Annotated in this window: 16 protein-coding genes; 12 read left to right on the plus strand and 4 right to left on the minus strand. The window is 47.8% G+C overall.

Annotated features, from left to right (window positions below):
- Positions 1-45: 45 nt before the first annotated feature.
- Complete coding sequence (locus tag ASC40_RS00545; RefSeq protein WP_055437848.1) at positions 46-708, minus strand: HAD family hydrolase; 663 nt, start codon at positions 706-708, stop codon at positions 46-48.
- On the minus strand, positions 705-1,415 hold the full coding sequence (ubiG, locus tag ASC40_RS00550; protein ID WP_055437849.1) for a bifunctional 2-polyprenyl-6-hydroxyphenol methylase/3-demethylubiquinol 3-O-methyltransferase UbiG: 711 nt from the start codon (positions 1,413-1,415) through the stop codon (positions 705-707). Before ubiG ends, ASC40_RS00545 begins: the two co-directional genes overlap by 4 nt.
- 142 nt (positions 1,416-1,557) lie before the next feature.
- On the opposite strand from ubiG, the gene gyrA reads away from it, so the two are divergent.
- The 11 genes from gyrA to ASC40_RS00605 all read left to right on the plus strand — a co-directional run bounded on the left by gyrA (position 1,558) and on the right by ASC40_RS00605 (position 13,633).
- Positions 1,558-4,209 carry a DNA topoisomerase (ATP-hydrolyzing) subunit A gene (gene gyrA / locus ASC40_RS00555; RefSeq protein WP_055437850.1) on the plus strand — a complete coding sequence of 884 codons (2,652 nt, stop codon included), beginning with the start codon at positions 1,558-1,560 and terminating at the stop codon, positions 4,207-4,209.
- 4 nt (positions 4,210-4,213) lie between these two features.
- Positions 4,214-5,296 carry a 3-phosphoserine/phosphohydroxythreonine transaminase gene (gene serC / locus ASC40_RS00560; protein WP_055437851.1) on the plus strand — a complete coding sequence of 361 codons (1,083 nt, stop codon included), beginning with the start codon at positions 4,214-4,216 and terminating at the stop codon, positions 5,294-5,296.
- Positions 5,297-5,697: 401 nt separating this feature from the next.
- Positions 5,698-6,801 (plus strand): histidinol-phosphate transaminase, encoded by a 1,104-nt coding sequence (gene hisC, locus ASC40_RS00565; protein WP_055437852.1) that lies wholly within the window; start codon positions 5,698-5,700, stop codon positions 6,799-6,801.
- Entirely contained in the window at positions 6,798-8,099 is a 1,302-nt protein-coding gene (gene aroA, locus ASC40_RS00570) for a 3-phosphoshikimate 1-carboxyvinyltransferase (RefSeq protein WP_055437853.1), read from the plus strand. Before hisC ends, aroA begins: the two co-directional genes overlap by 4 nt.
- 87 nt (positions 8,100-8,186) lie before the next feature.
- On the plus strand, positions 8,187-8,894 hold the full coding sequence (gene cmk / locus ASC40_RS00575) for a (d)CMP kinase (RefSeq protein WP_055437854.1): 708 nt from the start codon (positions 8,187-8,189) through the stop codon (positions 8,892-8,894).
- A gap of 107 nt (positions 8,895-9,001) precedes the next feature.
- Positions 9,002-10,678, plus strand: coding sequence for a 30S ribosomal protein S1 (gene rpsA / locus ASC40_RS00580; protein ID WP_055437855.1), 1,677 nt, complete (start codon positions 9,002-9,004; stop codon positions 10,676-10,678).
- A 53-nt stretch (positions 10,679-10,731) separates the two neighbouring features.
- On the plus strand, positions 10,732-11,016 hold the full coding sequence (locus tag ASC40_RS00585) for an integration host factor subunit beta (protein WP_055437856.1): 285 nt from the start codon (positions 10,732-10,734) through the stop codon (positions 11,014-11,016).
- 75 nt (positions 11,017-11,091) lie between these two features.
- Positions 11,092-11,352 carry a lipopolysaccharide assembly protein LapA domain-containing protein gene (locus tag ASC40_RS00590; protein ID WP_055437857.1) on the plus strand — a complete coding sequence of 87 codons (261 nt, stop codon included), beginning with the start codon at positions 11,092-11,094 and terminating at the stop codon, positions 11,350-11,352.
- On the plus strand, positions 11,352-12,509 hold the full coding sequence (gene lapB / locus ASC40_RS00595; RefSeq protein ID WP_055437858.1) for a lipopolysaccharide assembly protein LapB: 1,158 nt from the start codon (positions 11,352-11,354) through the stop codon (positions 12,507-12,509). The genes ASC40_RS00590 and lapB overlap by 1 nt, the downstream gene beginning before the upstream one ends.
- Complete coding sequence (gene pyrF, locus ASC40_RS00600; protein ID WP_055437859.1) at positions 12,510-13,205, plus strand: orotidine-5'-phosphate decarboxylase; 696 nt, start codon at positions 12,510-12,512, stop codon at positions 13,203-13,205.
- A 116-nt stretch (positions 13,206-13,321) separates the two neighbouring features.
- Complete coding sequence (locus ASC40_RS00605) at positions 13,322-13,633, plus strand: ComEA family DNA-binding protein (protein WP_072243346.1); 312 nt, start codon at positions 13,322-13,324, stop codon at positions 13,631-13,633.
- A gap of 2 nt (positions 13,634-13,635) precedes the next feature.
- On the opposite strand, the gene rrtA is transcribed toward ASC40_RS00605, so the two are convergent.
- Positions 13,636-14,280, minus strand: coding sequence for a rhombosortase (gene rrtA, locus ASC40_RS00610; protein WP_055437860.1), 645 nt, complete (start codon positions 14,278-14,280; stop codon positions 13,636-13,638).
- Between the two features lie 102 nt (positions 14,281-14,382).
- Between rrtA and ggt the strand changes: the two genes are divergently transcribed.
- Entirely contained in the window at positions 14,383-16,179 is a 1,797-nt protein-coding gene (ggt, locus tag ASC40_RS00615) for a gamma-glutamyltransferase (protein WP_245622149.1), read from the plus strand.
- On the opposite strand, the gene msrB is transcribed toward ggt, so the two are convergent.
- Positions 16,180-16,635, minus strand: a complete 456-nt coding sequence (gene msrB / locus ASC40_RS00620) for a peptide-methionine (R)-S-oxide reductase MsrB (RefSeq protein ID WP_055437862.1) — start codon at positions 16,633-16,635, stop codon at positions 16,180-16,182.
- Positions 16,636-16,642 lie beyond the last annotated feature (7 nt).

Here is a 16,642-nt window from a genome sequence, read left to right on the forward strand (position 1 = left end):
GTTCAGCAAATTTTGACATTCGCCACAACATCTTGTGGTTAAAGGTTAGTCAGACCACAATTCGAGCAATTCAGCTGGATGGTCAATCATGGCATTTGCGCCCCAAATTTCGGGTTGGTCGGTGGCACTTATATAGCCATATCGAGCGAGCACCGTGAACATGTTGGCACGTCGTCCAGCTTCAATGTCGCGTTCCGCATCGCCAATGTACCAACAACTCGAAGCGTCTACTCGCAATAGGTTGGCGGCGTGCAATAAGGGTTCGGGGTTTGGCTTCGCGACAGCTAAGGTATCGCCACTAATCACCACCTGTATATGAGCAAACTCTTGATAAAACGGCACCAATTGCGCCGTTAATGCGTGCGGCTTATTGGTAACAATGGCCACTGGTATGGAGCGCTGTTGTAATTGCTGGAGTAATTCACGCACTCCATGAAATGGTTTTGTATTTGCAGCAATATTAGCCGCATAAGCCGAAAGAAAAGCGCTGCGCAGTTCATCGCGGCGCTGATCAAATTCGTCGCCATAGGCATAACGCAAAAGGCCAGCGGAACCATGGGAAGCCAACGGGGTATATTCCTCGGCACTAACCAGTGGGCGCTTTTCGCTAGCTAACACCTGGTTTAATGCCGCACCTAAATCGGGTGCGGTATCGAGTAGTGTTCCGTCTAAATCAAACAGGACGGCCTGTGGAATTGGATTCGTCATAGCGGTTTGCGCAGACAGACAATGTAGTTGACGTCGACATTGCTATCATCAAGATAAAAGCCGCGCCACGGTAAGTAATGCATGCCGGTCATGGCTTCGGCTTCTAGCTTGGCCGCATCGGTCATGCGCAGCAGTTCGGCCGGCTGAATAAATTTGGCATGTTCATGAGTTCCTTTAGGCACCCAACCCAGAACATATTCAGCCGCTACAATACCAAGCAACCATGACTTGGCATTGCGATTAAGGGTTGAAAAAAATACGTAGCCACCCGGTTTCACCGCTTGTGCGGCGGCTTTTACAATGGCGGCTGGGTTTGGCACGTGTTCTAACATTTCAAGGCAGGTAACCACGTCAAACTGTTCTGAGTGCTCGGCCGCAAATTGTTCTGCTGGCACAAACTCGTAGGTAATGTCGAGCTTGCTTTCTAAGGCGTGCAAGCGTGCAACTTGCAGCGACTGTTCAGCCATATCTATGCCAGTAACCCGTGCACCCGCGCGAGCTAAGCCTTCAGCCAATAAACCGCCACCGCAGCCAATATCAAGTACCTGCTGTTCAAACACGCCGTTGCAATGCTGCAAAATATAGTCAAGGCGTAACGGGTTGATTAAATGAAGTGGCTTGAATTCGCCTTCGGGGTCCCACCACCGTGAGGCAATGGCACTAAATTTTTCAATTTCTGCTGGATCAACGTTCGAATTTGGGTTCATAGGGCTTCTGCTACGGCTTAAAAGTCGGTACAGTGTACTCAACCTACAGGGATAAAAAAAGATGCGATAGCGCCTCGCTACGGGTACAATGCGCAATCGTACGAATTATAAGAAAGACAGATCGTTTAGGGATATAACTATTATGAGTGATCTCGCCAGAGAAGTCGTTCCGGTCAATATTGAAGATGAATTAAAGAGCTCTTACCTTGATTACGCCATGAGCGTTATTGTAGGGCGGGCGTTACCGGACGTTCGTGATGGTCTAAAACCGGTTCACCGTCGCGTATTATTTGCGATGAATGAATTGCGTAACGACTTTAACAAGCCTTACAAAAAGTCGGCACGTATTGTCGGTGACGTTATCGGTAAATACCACCCACATGGTGACAGCGCAGTGTACGACACTATTGTACGTATGGCGCAACCATTCTCATTACGCTACATGTTAGTTGATGGCCAAGGTAACTTCGGTTCCGTTGATGGCGACTCAGCTGCAGCAATGCGTTACACCGAAATTCGCATGGCTAAGATTGCCAGCGAATTACTTTCCGACCTGGATAAAGAAACGGTCGATTTTGTGCCTAACTATGACGGCACTGAACAAATTCCAGAAGTATTGCCAACCCGGGTACCGAACCTATTGGTTAACGGTTCTTCGGGTATTGCCGTAGGTATGGCAACCAATATTCCGCCACACAACTTAACGGAAGTGGTTAACGGCTGTTTGGCAATGATTGATAATCCAGACATTCAAATTGATGAATTGATGGAATACATTCCTGGCCCTGACTTTCCAACGGCGGCTTCTATTTCTGGCCGCGCAGGCATTATTGAAGCCTACAAAACCGGCCGTGGCCGTATTCATTTACGCGCCAAAGCGGAAGTAGAAACAGACAGCAATGGCCGCGAAGCCATTATCGTGACCGAAATTCCTTATCAGGTGAATAAAGCCAAGCTGATTGAAAAAATTGCTGAGCTGGTGAAAGAAAAACGCCTTGAAGGGATAAGCGGTCTGCGCGATGAGTCTGACAAAGACGGTATGCGCATTGTTATTGAAATTAAACGCGGTGAAGTTGCCGAAGTTATTCTGAACCATTTGTATGCTAACACCCAAATGCAAGTGGTGTTTGGTATTAACATGGTTGCTTTGGATAAAAACCAACCACGTTTATTTAATCTGCGCGACATGCTTGAGTGCTTTATTTTGCACCGCCGTGAAGTGGTCACACGTCGCTCGGTTTATGAATTACGCAAAGCACGTGAACGTGCGCACATCTTAGAAGGTCTAGCGATTGCGCTAGCTAACATTGATGAAATTATTGAGTTAATTCGTCGCTCACAAACTGCCGCCGACGCGAAAGCGGGCTTAACCAGCCGTGCATGGCAGTTAGGTGACGTTGCAGCCATGCTTGAACGCGCTGGGGTTGATGCAGCACGCCCTGATCACTTGAGCGCTGAGTTTGGCATTCGTGACGGCCAATATTACTTAACTGAAGAACAAGCTCAGGCCATTTTGGACTTGCGTTTGCATAAGTTAACTGGCCTTGAGCACGAGAAAATTCTTGAAGAATACAAGAACCTTCTGCAAGTCATTGAAGAGCTACTGCACATTTTGAACAATGCAGAACGCTTGATGGAAGTGATTCGCGAAGAGCTGGAAAAAATTAAGGCTGAATATGGCGATGCGCGTCGCACAGAAATTACTGCAGCTGCGCACGACATCAGCATGGAAGACTTAATTAACGAAGAAGACGTGGTCGTGACATTGTCGCATCACGGCTATGTGAAGTATCAACCATTAACCGAATATGAAGCGCAGCGTCGCGGTGGTAAGGGTAAATCAGCCACTAAGATGAAAGATGAAGACTTCATTGAGCGGTTATGGGTTGCTAACACGCATGACACTATTTTGTGCTTCTCAACCCGCGGCCGTATTTACTGGATGAAGGTGTATCAATTGCCGTTGGCAACGCGCACCTCGCGCGGCCGCCCGATTGTGAACTTGTTGCCGCTTGAGGCCGATGAGCGTATTACCGCTATCTTGCCGACGCGTGACTACCCAGACGATAAATATATTGTCATGGCGACTCGTAACGGTACCGTGAAAAAGACCCCAATGGAGGCTTATTCACGCCCACGTAGCGGCGGTATTATTGCGTTGAACCTGAACGATGGCGACGAGTTAATTGGTGTTGACGTCACCACCGCGGGTGACGAAGTCATGCTGTTCTCTGATGCCGGCAAAGTGGTTCGCTTTAGTGAAGAGCAAATTCGCTCAATGGGCCGCACCGCCACAGGTGTACGTGGTATTCGCCTAGAAGAAGGGCAGCGCGTGGTGTCACTGATTGTGCCGCGTACCATTGAAGAAGAAGTGCCAACTATATTAACGGTGACTGAAAACGGCTACGGCAAACGCACACCAATTACTGATTATCCAGCGAAAAGTCGTGCGACTAAAGGCGTTGTGTCGATCAAAGTGAGTGAACGCAATGGCCTGGTTGTCGGTGCGATGGAAGTTGTCGATGCCAACCAAATTATGCTTATTAGCAACAAAGGTACCTTAGTACGTACCCGTGTTAATGAAGTATCGGTGGTAGGACGTAACACCCAAGGCGTTCGTTTAATTCGCACCGGCGCTGACGAAAAAGTAGTTGGTATGCAGCGCATTGACGAAGTGGATGAAGACGATGAAACAGATGCGTTGCTTAACGAGCCAGTAGAAGGCGAAGATAACAACGAACCTTTAGACGATGATGCGGATGACGCATCGGTTGATGACGTAACTGAGGAATAATTGCATGAGCGCCCCGTTTAACTTTTCTGCGGGGCCGGCAATGCTGCCGGCAGAGGTGATGAAGCAAGCCCAAGAGGAATTCTTGAACTGGAATAATCTGGGCATTTCGGTGATGGAAATTAGCCATCGTGATCCCGCTTTTATTCGCCTTGCTGAGCAGGCCGAGCAGGACTTACGTGAGTTAATGGCTGTTCCCGACAATTATCAAGTGCTATTTATGCACGGCGGTGGTCGGGGACAGTTTAGTGCGGTACCGCAAAATATAGCGGGCCCTAACGCCACTGTGGACTATTTAAACTGCGGCATTTGGTCGGAGTTTGCCATTCGCGAAGCGCAAAAATACGTCAAGCATGTGAATGTAGTCGGTGCTGCGGAGCAAACTGAGCAGGGCAAAGCATTAGTCCCGCGTGAACGCTGGCAGCTATCTGACAATGCGGCGTATTTTCATTACTGCCCCAATGAAACTGTCGATGGTATTGCCTTGCATGACATTCCAGATGTGCAGGTGCCTATTGTTGCCGACATGTCGTCGAATATACTTTCTGAACCGCTTGATGTAAGCCGGTTTGGCGTGATTTACGCCGGTGCGCAGAAGAACATTGGGCCTTCAGGCTTTGCTATTACCATTGTTCGGGACGATTTGCTTGGGCATGCGCAAGGCAACACCTCAACCATTATGGATTACACCGTACAAGCCAAAGAGCGTTCAATGTACAACACCCCAAACACCTTCGCTTGGTATTTATCAGCGTTAGTGTTTCAGTGGTTAAAACGCCAAGGTGGGGTGGCTGCGATGGGCGAGGTGAATCGTGCCAAAGCAGCAAAGCTGTACGATTTTATTGACAGTTCTGACTTCTACCGTAACCCAGTGCACCCTAACTATCGTTCGCGAATGAACGTACCATTCTTGCTTGCTGATGAACGCCTTGACGGTGACTTTTTGAAACAAGCGGAACAGGCCGGTTTGATTGGTTTGAAAGGGCACCGCTTTGTGGGCGGTATGCGTGCGAGTATTTATAATGCGATGCCGCTGGCTGGGGTTGAGGCGTTAGTCGATTTTATGCGCGAATTCGAGCGCAAAGCCTAACAACAAGAGCGATATTAGCTATTAGATATTGGATATCGGTGTCACCGTATTCGATATCGCGGAAGTCTTTTAGCTAATATCTCGTATACAAACAACAAGAGCGATATTAGCTATTAGATATTGGATATCGGTGTCACCGTATTCGATATCGCGGAAGTCTTTTAGCTAATATCTCGTATACAAACAACAAGAGCGATATTAGCTATTAGATATTGGATATCGGCGTCACCATATTCGATATCGCGGAAGTCTTTTAGCTAATATCTCGTATACAAACAACAAGAGCGATATTAGCTATTAGATATTGGATATTAGATATGGGCGTTACCATATGCGATATCTTGGAAGTCTTTTAACTAATATCGAATATCTAATAACTAATATCGAATTTGAACTTAACTATGACTGAATTTAATGCGAAAGCACTTGCGAACCCAGGTATTCGAACGTTAAGCCCGTATCAAGCGGGGAAGCCAATAGAAGAAGTTGAACGTGAACTGGGTATTAAAAATATTGTGAAATTAGCGTCAAATGAAAACCCACTTGGTTTAAGTGCTAAGGTAAAAGGTGCGTTGCAAGATGCACTGAGTGGACTCGCTCGCTATCCAGATGCCAATGGGTTTTATTTGAAAACCAAATTGGCGGAAAAGTTTGGCGTTCACACCAATCAAATCACTTTAGGTAATGGCTCTAACGACGTGTTAGAGCTATTGGCACGTACCTTCGTTAATGAAACTCATGAAGTTATCTTTGCGCAGCATGCGTTTGTTGTGTACCCGCTGGTAACTCAAGCCATTGGTGCGAAAGGGGTCGCGGTGCCGGCAAAGAACTACGGCCACGACTTACCGGCGATGTTAGCGGCGATTACGCCGAAAACACGGATGATTTTTATTGCTAACCCGAATAACCCAACCGGTACTTTCTTAACCAAAGAAGAGCTGGCTGAGTTTATTGCGCAGGTGCCGCAGAATGTGTTGGTGGTGCTTGATGAAGCCTACTACGAGTACGTGAGTGAAGCCGAACGCGCGCCGTCGGTTGAATGGGTAGCGCAGTATCCAAACTTAATTGTCAGCCGTACTTTCTCGAAAGCTTACGGTTTAGCAGGTTTGCGTGCAGGTTATGCCATTACCCACCCAGATATCGCCGATTTAATGAACCGTGTGCGTCAGCCGTTCAATATGAATAGCCTGAGTTTACGCGCCGCCGAAGTGGTCTTAGATGACGAAGAATATCTTGCTGAATCGGTTCGCGTGAATCAAGAAGGCATGGCGCAATTGGTGCGGTTCTGTGAACAAAGTGGTTTAAATTACATTCCGTCTCACGGCAACTTTTTAACGATTGAAGTGGGCTCTGAAGCGGCGGAAATTTACCAACAGTTATTGCGCGCGGGCGTTATTGTTCGCCCAGTTGCGGGTTATCAGTTGCCGCATCATTTGCGGGTGAGTATTGGTTTGCCCGCCGAAAACCAAGCATTTATTGATGCTATGGCTAAGTTACTAAAATGATCACTTTACAAGGCCTACGCAGTTGCCGCGGTGAAGTCACTTTACCGGGCTCGAAGAGTATTGCGAACCGCGCTTTACTCATGGCTGCGTTGTGCCAACCTGGGCAGCAAACTCAACTCACCAATGTGCTTCGTAGCGATGATACCGAGCGCATGCTGGAAGCTTTGCAAGCCCTTGGTGTGCAAGTTGACGTTAGTGATGAACAGGCGACCACCATAACCGTTACTGGCTGTGGTGGGCAGTGGGCAACTATTCCGCGCGCACTTGATTTAGGTAATGCCGGAACGGCTATGCGACCACTAATTGCTGTGCTTGCCGCTAGCTTTGCCGAGCGCGATGATGACCCGCATTGTGTGCTCACTGGCGACGCGCGAATGCAAGAGCGTCCAGCGGCAGCGCTTATTGATACCTTACGTCAGGCAGGTGCTCATCTAAGTTGTTTGCAACATGAAGGCTATCCGCCCGTTGAAATTCGTGGGGGAATGAGCCATGGCATGATAAGCATTGATGGAAGCGCTTCAAGCCAGTATGTTTCAGCGTTATTAATGGCATTGCCGTTGCTGCAAGGTGATAGTGTTTTGCAGTTAACTGGGCAGGTGGTTAGCTGGCCATATATTGAACTGACGTTGTCTATGTTGCAGCGTTTTGGTATTGAAATACATCGTATTTGTCGCCAAGAGTTTATGATTCCTGGCAACCAAAATTACCAAAGTCCAGGCGAGTACTGGGTGGAAGGCGATGCCAGTGCAGCGTCATATTGGATGGCGGCAGCGGCAATTGCCGATGGACCACTCACCATAAACGGCGTAGGTAGTGAGAGTATTCAAGGTGACGTGCAGTTTGCTGATTATTTGACGCAAATGGGCGCCCAAGTTCGTGTTGATAAGCATGCGATCACCGTCAGTAAAGGGCCATTAAAAGCGCTTGATGCCGATTTAAATGCAATTCCGGATGCGGCGATGACATTTGCGACACTGGCGTTATTTGCAAAAGGCACAACGCATATTCGCAACATCGCCAATTGGCGCATTAAAGAAACCGATAGATTAACCGCAATGGCAGCCGAACTGCGCAAAGTTGGGGCGCATGTGGTTGAAACGGAAGACGCTATTTCGGTGACGCCGCCGGAACAACTCACCCATGCACAGATTGCCACATACAATGATCATCGTATGGCCATGAGCTTCGCATTACTTGGCTTCAGCGATGTTGGGGTGTCTATTTTAAACCCTGAATGTACCAGCAAAACCTACCCCAATTTCTTTGCTGAGTTTTGTAATATCACACAAAATTCATGAACAGATCATGGAACGATCAGCAATTTAGGGTGCAATTTTCTGCCAGATCCGTATAATTGCGGCGCTTTTATTTTGGTAGAGGATAGCATGAGCAAAAACACACCCGTAATCACTATTGATGGCCCAAGCGGCTCAGGCAAAGGCACCGTAAGCCGTATTTTAGCGGACAAACTCGGTTGGCACTTGCTTGACAGTGGTGCTATTTATCGTGTGTTAGCCTTAGCTGCCATTCACCATGGCTTTGCTGCAGACGATGAAGAAAGTTTGGTGGCATTAGCCGGTGCGCTTGACGTTAAGTTTGACGTAGAGGAAGACCCAGAGCTAACCCATATTATTTTGGAAGGCGAAGATGTCACCATGACGATTCGTACCCAAGAGGTGGCGAATATGGCCTCTAAAGTGGCCGCATTGCCGCGTGTTCGCGAAGCGTTATTGCGCCGCCAACGGGCCTTTAAAGAGCTGCCAGGCTTGGTGGCAGATGGCCGTGATATGGGCACTGTGGTGTTTACTGACGCAGCTGCCAAAGTCTTTTTGACGGCAAGCCCTGAAGAGCGCGCCCGTCGTCGCTTTGAGCAATTGCGAGAAAAAGGAATTGATGCTAAAATTGACCAATTAATCACCGAGATTCGTGAACGCGATGAACGGGACACCAACCGCTCGGTTGCGCCACTGCGTGCTGCCGAGGGTTCGCTATTTATAGATTCAACGAATTTGAGTATTACCGAAGTGGTTGATCAAATTCTGGAGTTTGCTCATGGCAAGCTCTCTAAATCTGAGACTAGCAGCGTCGAATAGCTGCTCGCTTAGGGGTCTGTAGCAAGGACAGCCATCAGATCAATTTTAATAACCCCGCCATTCGGGATTGCTTGGTGGACGTACTTAACTAAAAGTAGTTAACACATATGTCAGAAAATTTTGCACAACTGTTTGAAGAAAGCCTCAAAGAGGTCGAAACTCGCCCAGGTTCTATCGTTAAAGGCACCATCGTAGCTATCAACCGTGACGTTGTTCTTGTTGACGCTGGTTTGAAATCTGAAAGTGCTATCCCTGTTGAACAATTCCGTAACGCTGAAGGCGTTGTTGAAGTTCAAATTGGCGACGAAGTTGACGTTGCATTGGATGCAGTAGAAGACGGCTTTGGTGAAACCATCCTGTCTCGCGAGAAAGCGAAGCGCTACGAAGCTTGGTTGCAGCTTGAGAAAGCTTACGAAGACCAAGAAACTGTTACCGGTTTAATTAGCGGTAAAGTGAAAGGCGGCTTCACAGTTGATTTAGGTGGCGTACGTGCGTTCTTACCAGGTTCTTTGGTTGACGTTCGTCCAGTTCGTGAAACAACGCACCTAGAAAACAAAGAATTAGAGTTCAAAGTTATCAAGCTTGACCAGAAGCGCAACAACGTTGTTGTTTCACGTCGTGCAGTAATTGAAACTGAGAACAGTGCAGAGCGCGACGAGTTGCTTGAGAACCTACAAGAAGGCCAAGAAGTTAAGGGTATCGTTAAGAACCTGACTGACTACGGCGCATTCGTAGACTTAGGCGGCGTTGATGGCTTGTTGCACATCACCGACATGGCTTGGAAACGCGTTAAGCACCCAAGCGAAGTGGTTAACGTTGGTGACGAAATCAACGTGAAAGTATTGAAGTTTGACCGTGAGCGTACTCGTGTATCGCTTGGCTTGAAGCAATTGGGCGCTGATCCATGGGCTGATATTGCTGCGCGTTACCCAGAAGGCCACCGTTTGACTGGTCGTGTAACCAACTTAACTGACTACGGCTGCTTCGTTGAAATCGAAGAAGGCGTTGAAGGTTTGGTACACGTTTCTGAAATGGATTGGACCAATAAAAACGTACACCCATCTAAAGTTGTTAACTTGGATGACGTGGTTGAAGTTATGGTTCTTGAAATTGACGAAGAGCGTCGTCGTATTTCACTTGGCCTGAAACAGTGTAAAGCTAACCCGTGGGAAGAGTTCGCGAAGAACTTCAACAAGGGCGACAAAGTATCAGGTAAGATCAAGTCAATCACTGACTTCGGTATCTTCATTGGCTTAGACGGCGGCATCGACGGCTTGGTTCACCTTTCAGATATCAGCTGGAACGCAGCTGGCGAAGAAGCAGTACGCGACTTCAAGAAAGGCGAAGAAGTAACTGCCGTGGTATTGCAAGTTGACGCTGAGCGCGAGCGTATCTCTCTAGGTATCAAGCAATTAGAAGAAGATCCGTTCAACAATTACCTAGCGGCCAACAAAAAAGGTGCTATTGTTAAAGGTAAGGTCATCGAAGTTGATGCCAAAGGTGCCAAAGTTGAGCTGGCTGACAGCGTTGAAGGTTACGTTCGCGTTGCTGACATTTCACGTGACCGCATTGAAGATGCGACCACTGAATTAAGCGTTGGTGACGAAATTGAAGCGCGCTTCATGGGCGTGGATCGTAAGAACCGTACCTTAAGCTTGTCTATCCGTGCGAAAGACGAAGTTGAAGAGAAAGAAGCTATTGACTCTGTGAACAAGCAGCAAGACGAAGGCGACTTCACAAACGCAATGGCTGAAGCTTTCAAAGCAGCTAAAAGCGACGACTAAAAGCTTCTTAGCGTAGGCCCGAAAGCATTGACGCATTGTTAGAGGAGAAAGTGATGACAAAATCGGAACTGATTACCCAGTTGACGAAGTTGTACCCAGAGCTGTCTCCGCGTCAGGTTGAAGATGCGGTGAAAGAACTTATCGAACAGATGGCCCAGCAAATGGCCTCTGGTGGACGAATTGAAATTCGTGGTTTTGGTAGTTTTTCCCTGCATTATCGGGCCCCACGCGAGGGGCGTAATCCGAAAACGGGCGAAAAGGTGCAGTTGGACGCAAAGCACGTTCCGCACTTTAAGCCCGGTAAAGAACTGCGAGAGCGGGTCGACAATATCGGATAATTTTAACGTCGAGTTAATAAGAACGGCATGCTATATTAAGCATGCCGTTTTTTTTAGCGCATGACAGGAAAGATCATGATTCGATTCATATTTGTTAGCCTGCCGCTGATTATTTTGTTTCTTATTGCCATTGCCTTTGGCGCATTAAATAATCAGGTTATTGCGGTTGATTTTATTATAGCTAAGCAACAAGTTAGCGTTGCAACCGTTGGCGCCATTTTCTTAGCGCTAGGCTTTATTATTGGCTTATTCAGCATGCTAGCTGCGCAATTTGGGTTGCGTCGCGAAAACCGTAAACTAAAAAAACAACTTGTGAGCGATAAGAGTCAAGCCTGATGTTAGAGCTGCTGTTTTTGCTATTACCAGTTGCCGCTGCCTATGGTTGGTTCATGGGTCGCAACAGCGTTCGTAATGAAAATAGACAAGAACAAGAGCAGTTTTCCCGCCAATACGTAACTGGCCTTAATTTATTACTTTCAGATCAACCCGACAAAGCGGTTGATTTATTCATTGAATTACTTGATGTCGACTCTGACACACTAGAGACACACTGGGCGCTAGGGAAGCTATTTCGGCGTCGCGGAGAGCTTGATCGCGCGATAAAAATACATCAAAACCTAACGTCGCGGCCGAGCATTAGCGAACAAGAACGCCGTCAGGCCATGTTTGAGTTAGGCCTTGATTACTTAGCCGCTGGTATTTTTGACCGCGCTGAAGAAATGCTGTTGGCCTTGCAAGGGGACAAACAATTTCGCGAGGCCTGCCAGCGTCATTTATTAGAATTATATGAAGCCACCCATGAATGGGATAAAGCGATAAAAGTTGCGTTAAAACTCATGCGTTTTGACCGCACAGCAGAGGTGCTTGTTGCCCAGCTTTATTGTGAGCTTGCTGAACGCCAAACAGAACCAGAGCCAACCGAAAAATACTATTTGAAGGCTCGGCAGCACGATCCCGATTGCGTGCGTGCAGCGTTGGCGCTTGGGCGCATGTGGTACAACCAAGGTTTATATCGCAAGGCACAGAAAATACTCATGGGTATTTTAGATGAAGACCCAGAGTTTGTTAGCGAGGCGCTACCGCTTATTAAAGCTTGTTTTGATGAGGTTGATGATCAAGGCGGATTAATTCAGTTTTTGCATCAGTGCGTGAAAAGTGCGCATTCCACGACTGCCGCAGTTATGTTGTCAGAAATGATAGCTCGTGAAAACGGCATTGAGGCAGCTGAACAATTCGTTCAGAATTCGCTGGTGGAAAACCCAACCATGAAAGGTTTCCATAAGTTAATGGACTTTCATATTCGTGCCGCCGATGTGGGCAGTGCACGTGACAGTTTGAAAATGCTGCAACGTTTAGTGCAGCAACAAATGAAGCAGCGGCCAAAGTACCGTTGTCGTCATTGCGGATTTTCAGGTAGTACTTTGTATTGGCACTGTCCGTCGTGCCGTACTTGGGGTGAAATTAAGCCCATTATAGGGCTAGATGGAGAATAGATGTCTAATTCGTTGATTTTTGTAGCGCTAGATTATGCCGATGCTGAATCGGCATGGCCATTAATTGACCAACTTTCACCGCAGCAATGTGGTTTAAAAGTTGGCAAAGAACTCTTTACCAGTGCCGGGCCTGACTTTGTTAAAGCCCTAGTTAAGCGCGGTTTTAAGGTATTTCTTGATTTAAAGTTTCATGATATTCCAAACACGGCTGGCAAAGCAGTGCGCGCAGCGGCTGAGTTGGGAGTGTGGATGGTAAACGTGCATGCCAGTGGTGGCCGCCGGATGCTTGAAGCGGCGCGCGATGCTATTGCGGATATGCCCAACAAGCCCCATTTAATTGCCGTTACCGTATTAACCAGCATGACCGAGGACGACTTGCAAGAAATTGGTATTACGGTGTCACCTCAGCAGCAGGTGCTGCGTTTAGCGCAATTAACCAAATCAGCTGGGTTAGATGGTGTTGTGTGTTCAGCACAAGAAGCCCAAATGATTGCCCAACAGTGCGGTGACGGTTTTATTCGTGTTACCCCGGGTATTCGCCCAGTGGGCGCTGAACAAGGCGACCAGCGCCGCGTGATGACACCACCAGAAGCTGCGGCGCTTGGTATTGAAGTGCTGGTGATTGGGCGTCCAATTACTCAAGCGAGTGATCCGGTGGCAGCATTGAACGCAATACATGAATCTCTGACAGCTTAATCCGTGATAATTATTCGCCTTTATTCAGGGGCTTGAATACACTTCTGTAGTGCGCAAATTAAAAGCACAAAACCATTTATGTTTTTGAACTAACGGTTTATCAGGAGTGTATTCATATGTTACGGAAAACCTTTCTTTCAGCGGCTCTTATGCTGCCTATGTTGTCACCGATGTTGGCAACAACACCGGTTTCAGCAGCCGTTTTGGCACCATGGCAAACAGCCGCACAGCAAACCCAAATAAATATCAATACCGCCGACGCCGAGCAGTTAGCTTACGCGCTGACCGGTGTCGGCATTAAACGGGCGAAAGACATTATTAAATTGCGCGACGAATTGGGCCAATTTAGCGATGTGAATCAACTGATGCAGGTAAAGGGCATTGGCCCGCGCATGCTAGAACTCAACAAAGACCGTATTGTATTGTAATACTATTCTTGACTGCTTTCGGTAGTGGTTGGCTTATTTGGATTAGCTGTCAATGAAGCTAACCGCCGCCGATGCAGTCGCCATGCAACAACCCCAGCAACTAGTCCAGCGCCATGAACATAGCCAAAGGTATTGCCTTGGCTAAGTAGTATCTGGCTGTTTAATAAGCCGGTTATTTCCAACACTACTTTGAGCGTTAATAATGCAATGGACAGTGGCGGTAGCCAGTCGTTGAATGCGTATTTTTGTTTTGCCCACTCCAACAGCAGGCTCATCATTAATAAGCCGTGAATGACACCCGATAAGCCAACAAAACGTTCAGGTATGCCCACCAGCCTAACTAGTACCGATGCCAAAGTTGCGATAACCAATATTGCATTTAACCAAGTTCTCACGTCAAAGTGGCGCGCGAAAAATACAGAAACCATAAGCAGGCCTAACGCATTGTAGAGCGCGTGACGAGCATCTAAATGGAAAAAATGAGCAGTCAATAAACGCCAGGGCTCTTGCCAAGCGAGAGCTTGTGCAAAGTCATATTGGTTAAGTAGCGAGCCGGTTTCTGCTTGATAGTACGGCAACCAAATAGCGACAGCTGCAATAACTAGGCTACAAATAATCACTTGAATGGCTTCATTTATTTTATGCATGGCAATGATCGTTGTTCGTGACTGCAGGAGTACGTATGATAGAGTCTAGTTACGGAGGCTGTAAACCAAGCCGCGTTTATTTTTCAGTAGAAAGGTATGATCATGCGTCTATTTATGTTGTTTGCGCTTGTATTACTTAGTGCATGCAGTGATTCGCCAGTTAATAAATCAAATTCACCCTCAACGTCTCAAGCAAACCAAGCTCATGGCACCAGCGTGGCCTATGACCCTGAAGCTGCTACTGGTTTTACCGAGAAAAAGGGTGTTCTAAGCCAGCGCTATATGGTGGCAGCAGCAACGCCGGCCGCGGCAAGGGCAGGTGAAGCGATTCTTGCGCAGGGCGGTAGCGCAATTGACGCGGCTATTGCTGTACAGTCCATGCTGACACTTACCGAGCCACAGTCATCTGGCCTTGGCGGCGGTGGTTTTATTTTGTACTGGCATGCCGAGTCACAGCGCTTGTATACCATTGACGCCCGTGAAGCTGCGCCAGAGGCAGCAACACCAGCCTTATTTTTAGACGCGCAGGGCAAGCCGCCAGCTAGCTTTATGGAAGCCGTAACAGGCGGTCGTTCGGTTGGTACCCCAGGTATTCTTCGTGGGCTAGAGCTGGCGCATGATAAGTGGGGTAAATTACCTTGGTCTACGTTATTTCAAAGCACCATTAATGCCGCTGAGCACGGTTTTGAAGTGTCGCCACGCTTGGCTAAATTATTGGCAATGGAGCTAAGCCCCGGCCTCACTCAAATGTCGCCTGGCAAAGATTATTTTTACCCCAATGGTGAAGCCCTGACCACCGGAACTGTGCGCAATAACCCCGAGTTAGCACAGAGCTTAAAGCTGATTGCGGAGCAGGGCGCGGATGCGTTTTATCGCGGACCAATTGCCGATAAAATTGTCGCAGCAGTGCAAAACTCGCCGCTTAACCCAGGTTTGCTGAGTGCGCAAGACCTAGCAAACTATGAAGCCATAGTGCGTGAACCTGTGTGTACAGAATACCGAGTTTATGAGGTTTGTGGCATGGGGCCGCCAAGTTCTGGTGGTATTACCGTGTTGCAGATACTGGGGCTGCTTGAAAACTTTCCTGTTGCAGATTTACCCGTCAACGGCGAGCTAGCCAGTCATTACTTTACGCAGGCATCGCGCTTGGCATTTGCTGATCGCAATCGCTACATTGCCGATAGCGATTTTGTTGAAGTACCGGTGCAACAGTTGCTGGATAAACAGTATTTAGCGCGTCGTGCCCAGCTCATTAATGAACAAGATATGGGCAAAGCGCAGGCCGCTACGCCTAGCGAGCTGAATGCCAACCTAAGTTACGCTGATGACAAGTCACCAGAATTTCCCAATACCACGCACGTGAGCATTGTCGATGCCCAAGGCAATGTTTTCTCAATGACCTCCAGTATTGAAATGGGGTTTGGTTCCGGTGTGATGGCGGCAGGCTTTTTGCTAAATAATCAGTTAACAGATTTTTCGATTGTACCTGAACAAAATGGCAAGTTAGTTGCGAACCGAGTGCAAGCTGGTAAACGGCCACGTAGCTCTATGGCACCTGTTATTGTTTTTGATCAGCAAGGTAAACCATTGCACGCTGTGGGCTCGCCGGGCGGTGCACGTATTATTAATTATGTTGCACAAACATTGGTGGGGCTGCTGGACTGGAATTTAGACATGCAGAGCGCGATTAATTTGCCCCATGTCACCAACTTAAATGGCGTGACAAATTTAGAGCAAGGCACCGCCATGGAAGCGTTGGCAGCGCCGTTAGAGGCTCGCGGCCACACCGTGAAGGTACAGGACTTAAATAGCGGCCTTCACGGAATTACGTTACGCCCTGAAGGCGGGTTGTATGGCGGCGCCGATCCGCGCCGTGAAGGTATTGCTACGGGGTTGTAATTAGTCGTTTTTAGCGGTTACGGTTGGAATCCACTGGCCGTAGCCGCGTGCTTCCATGTCTTCTAGCGGAATAAACTCAACCGCAGCTGAATTTACGCAGTGACGCGTTCCCAATGGCATTGGGCCATCATTAAACACATGACCTAAGTGTGAGTCGGCTTGGGTGCTGCGAATTTCTGTGCGGCGCATACCAAATTTCAAATCGGTATGGGTTGTAACCGAGGCGTCCGAAATGGTCTTGGTAAAACTTGGCCAACCGCAACTTGAATCAAATTTGTCTGCCGACGAATACAGTGGTTCGCCACTTACGACATCTACATAAATACCTTGCCGCCGCTCGTTCCAATATGAATTTTGGAAGGGCGGTTCGGTACCGTCTTGTTGGGTCACGTAGTATTGCATGTCGGTTAGACGTTGCTTTAACTCTTGGTCACTTGGCTTTTTGAAGTTAGACATAAATCAG

It is taken from the genome of Pseudidiomarina woesei (assembly GCF_001418345.1).
Lineage (GTDB): Bacteria > Pseudomonadota > Gammaproteobacteria > Enterobacterales > Alteromonadaceae > Pseudidiomarina > Pseudidiomarina woesei.

Coding starts and splice junctions, on each gene's coding strand:
- ASC40_RS00545 (WP_055437848.1), bottom strand. CDS start 708: ATGACGAATCCAATTCCACAGGCCGTCCTGTTTGATTTAGACGGAACA.
- ubiG (WP_055437849.1), bottom strand. CDS start 1,415: ATGAACCCAAATTCGAACGTTGATCCAGCAGAAATTGAAAAATTTAGT.
- gyrA (WP_055437850.1), top strand. CDS start 1,558: ATGAGTGATCTCGCCAGAGAAGTCGTTCCGGTCAATATTGAAGATGAA.
- serC (WP_055437851.1), top strand. CDS start 4,214: ATGAGCGCCCCGTTTAACTTTTCTGCGGGGCCGGCAATGCTGCCGGCA.
- hisC (WP_055437852.1), top strand. CDS start 5,698: ATGACTGAATTTAATGCGAAAGCACTTGCGAACCCAGGTATTCGAACG.
- aroA (WP_055437853.1), top strand. CDS start 6,798: ATGATCACTTTACAAGGCCTACGCAGTTGCCGCGGTGAAGTCACTTTA.
- cmk (WP_055437854.1), top strand. CDS start 8,187: ATGAGCAAAAACACACCCGTAATCACTATTGATGGCCCAAGCGGCTCA.
- rpsA (WP_055437855.1), top strand. CDS start 9,002: ATGTCAGAAAATTTTGCACAACTGTTTGAAGAAAGCCTCAAAGAGGTC.
- ASC40_RS00585 (WP_055437856.1), top strand. CDS start 10,732: ATGACAAAATCGGAACTGATTACCCAGTTGACGAAGTTGTACCCAGAG.
- ASC40_RS00590 (WP_055437857.1), top strand. CDS start 11,092: ATGATTCGATTCATATTTGTTAGCCTGCCGCTGATTATTTTGTTTCTT.
- lapB (WP_055437858.1), top strand. CDS start 11,352: ATGTTAGAGCTGCTGTTTTTGCTATTACCAGTTGCCGCTGCCTATGGT.
- pyrF (WP_055437859.1), top strand. CDS start 12,510: ATGTCTAATTCGTTGATTTTTGTAGCGCTAGATTATGCCGATGCTGAA.
- ASC40_RS00605 (WP_072243346.1), top strand. CDS start 13,322: ATGTTACGGAAAACCTTTCTTTCAGCGGCTCTTATGCTGCCTATGTTG.
- rrtA (WP_055437860.1), bottom strand. CDS start 14,280: ATGCATAAAATAAATGAAGCCATTCAAGTGATTATTTGTAGCCTAGTT.
- ggt (WP_245622149.1), top strand. CDS start 14,383: ATGCGTCTATTTATGTTGTTTGCGCTTGTATTACTTAGTGCATGCAGT.
- msrB (WP_055437862.1), bottom strand. CDS start 16,635: ATGTCTAACTTCAAAAAGCCAAGTGACCAAGAGTTAAAGCAACGTCTA.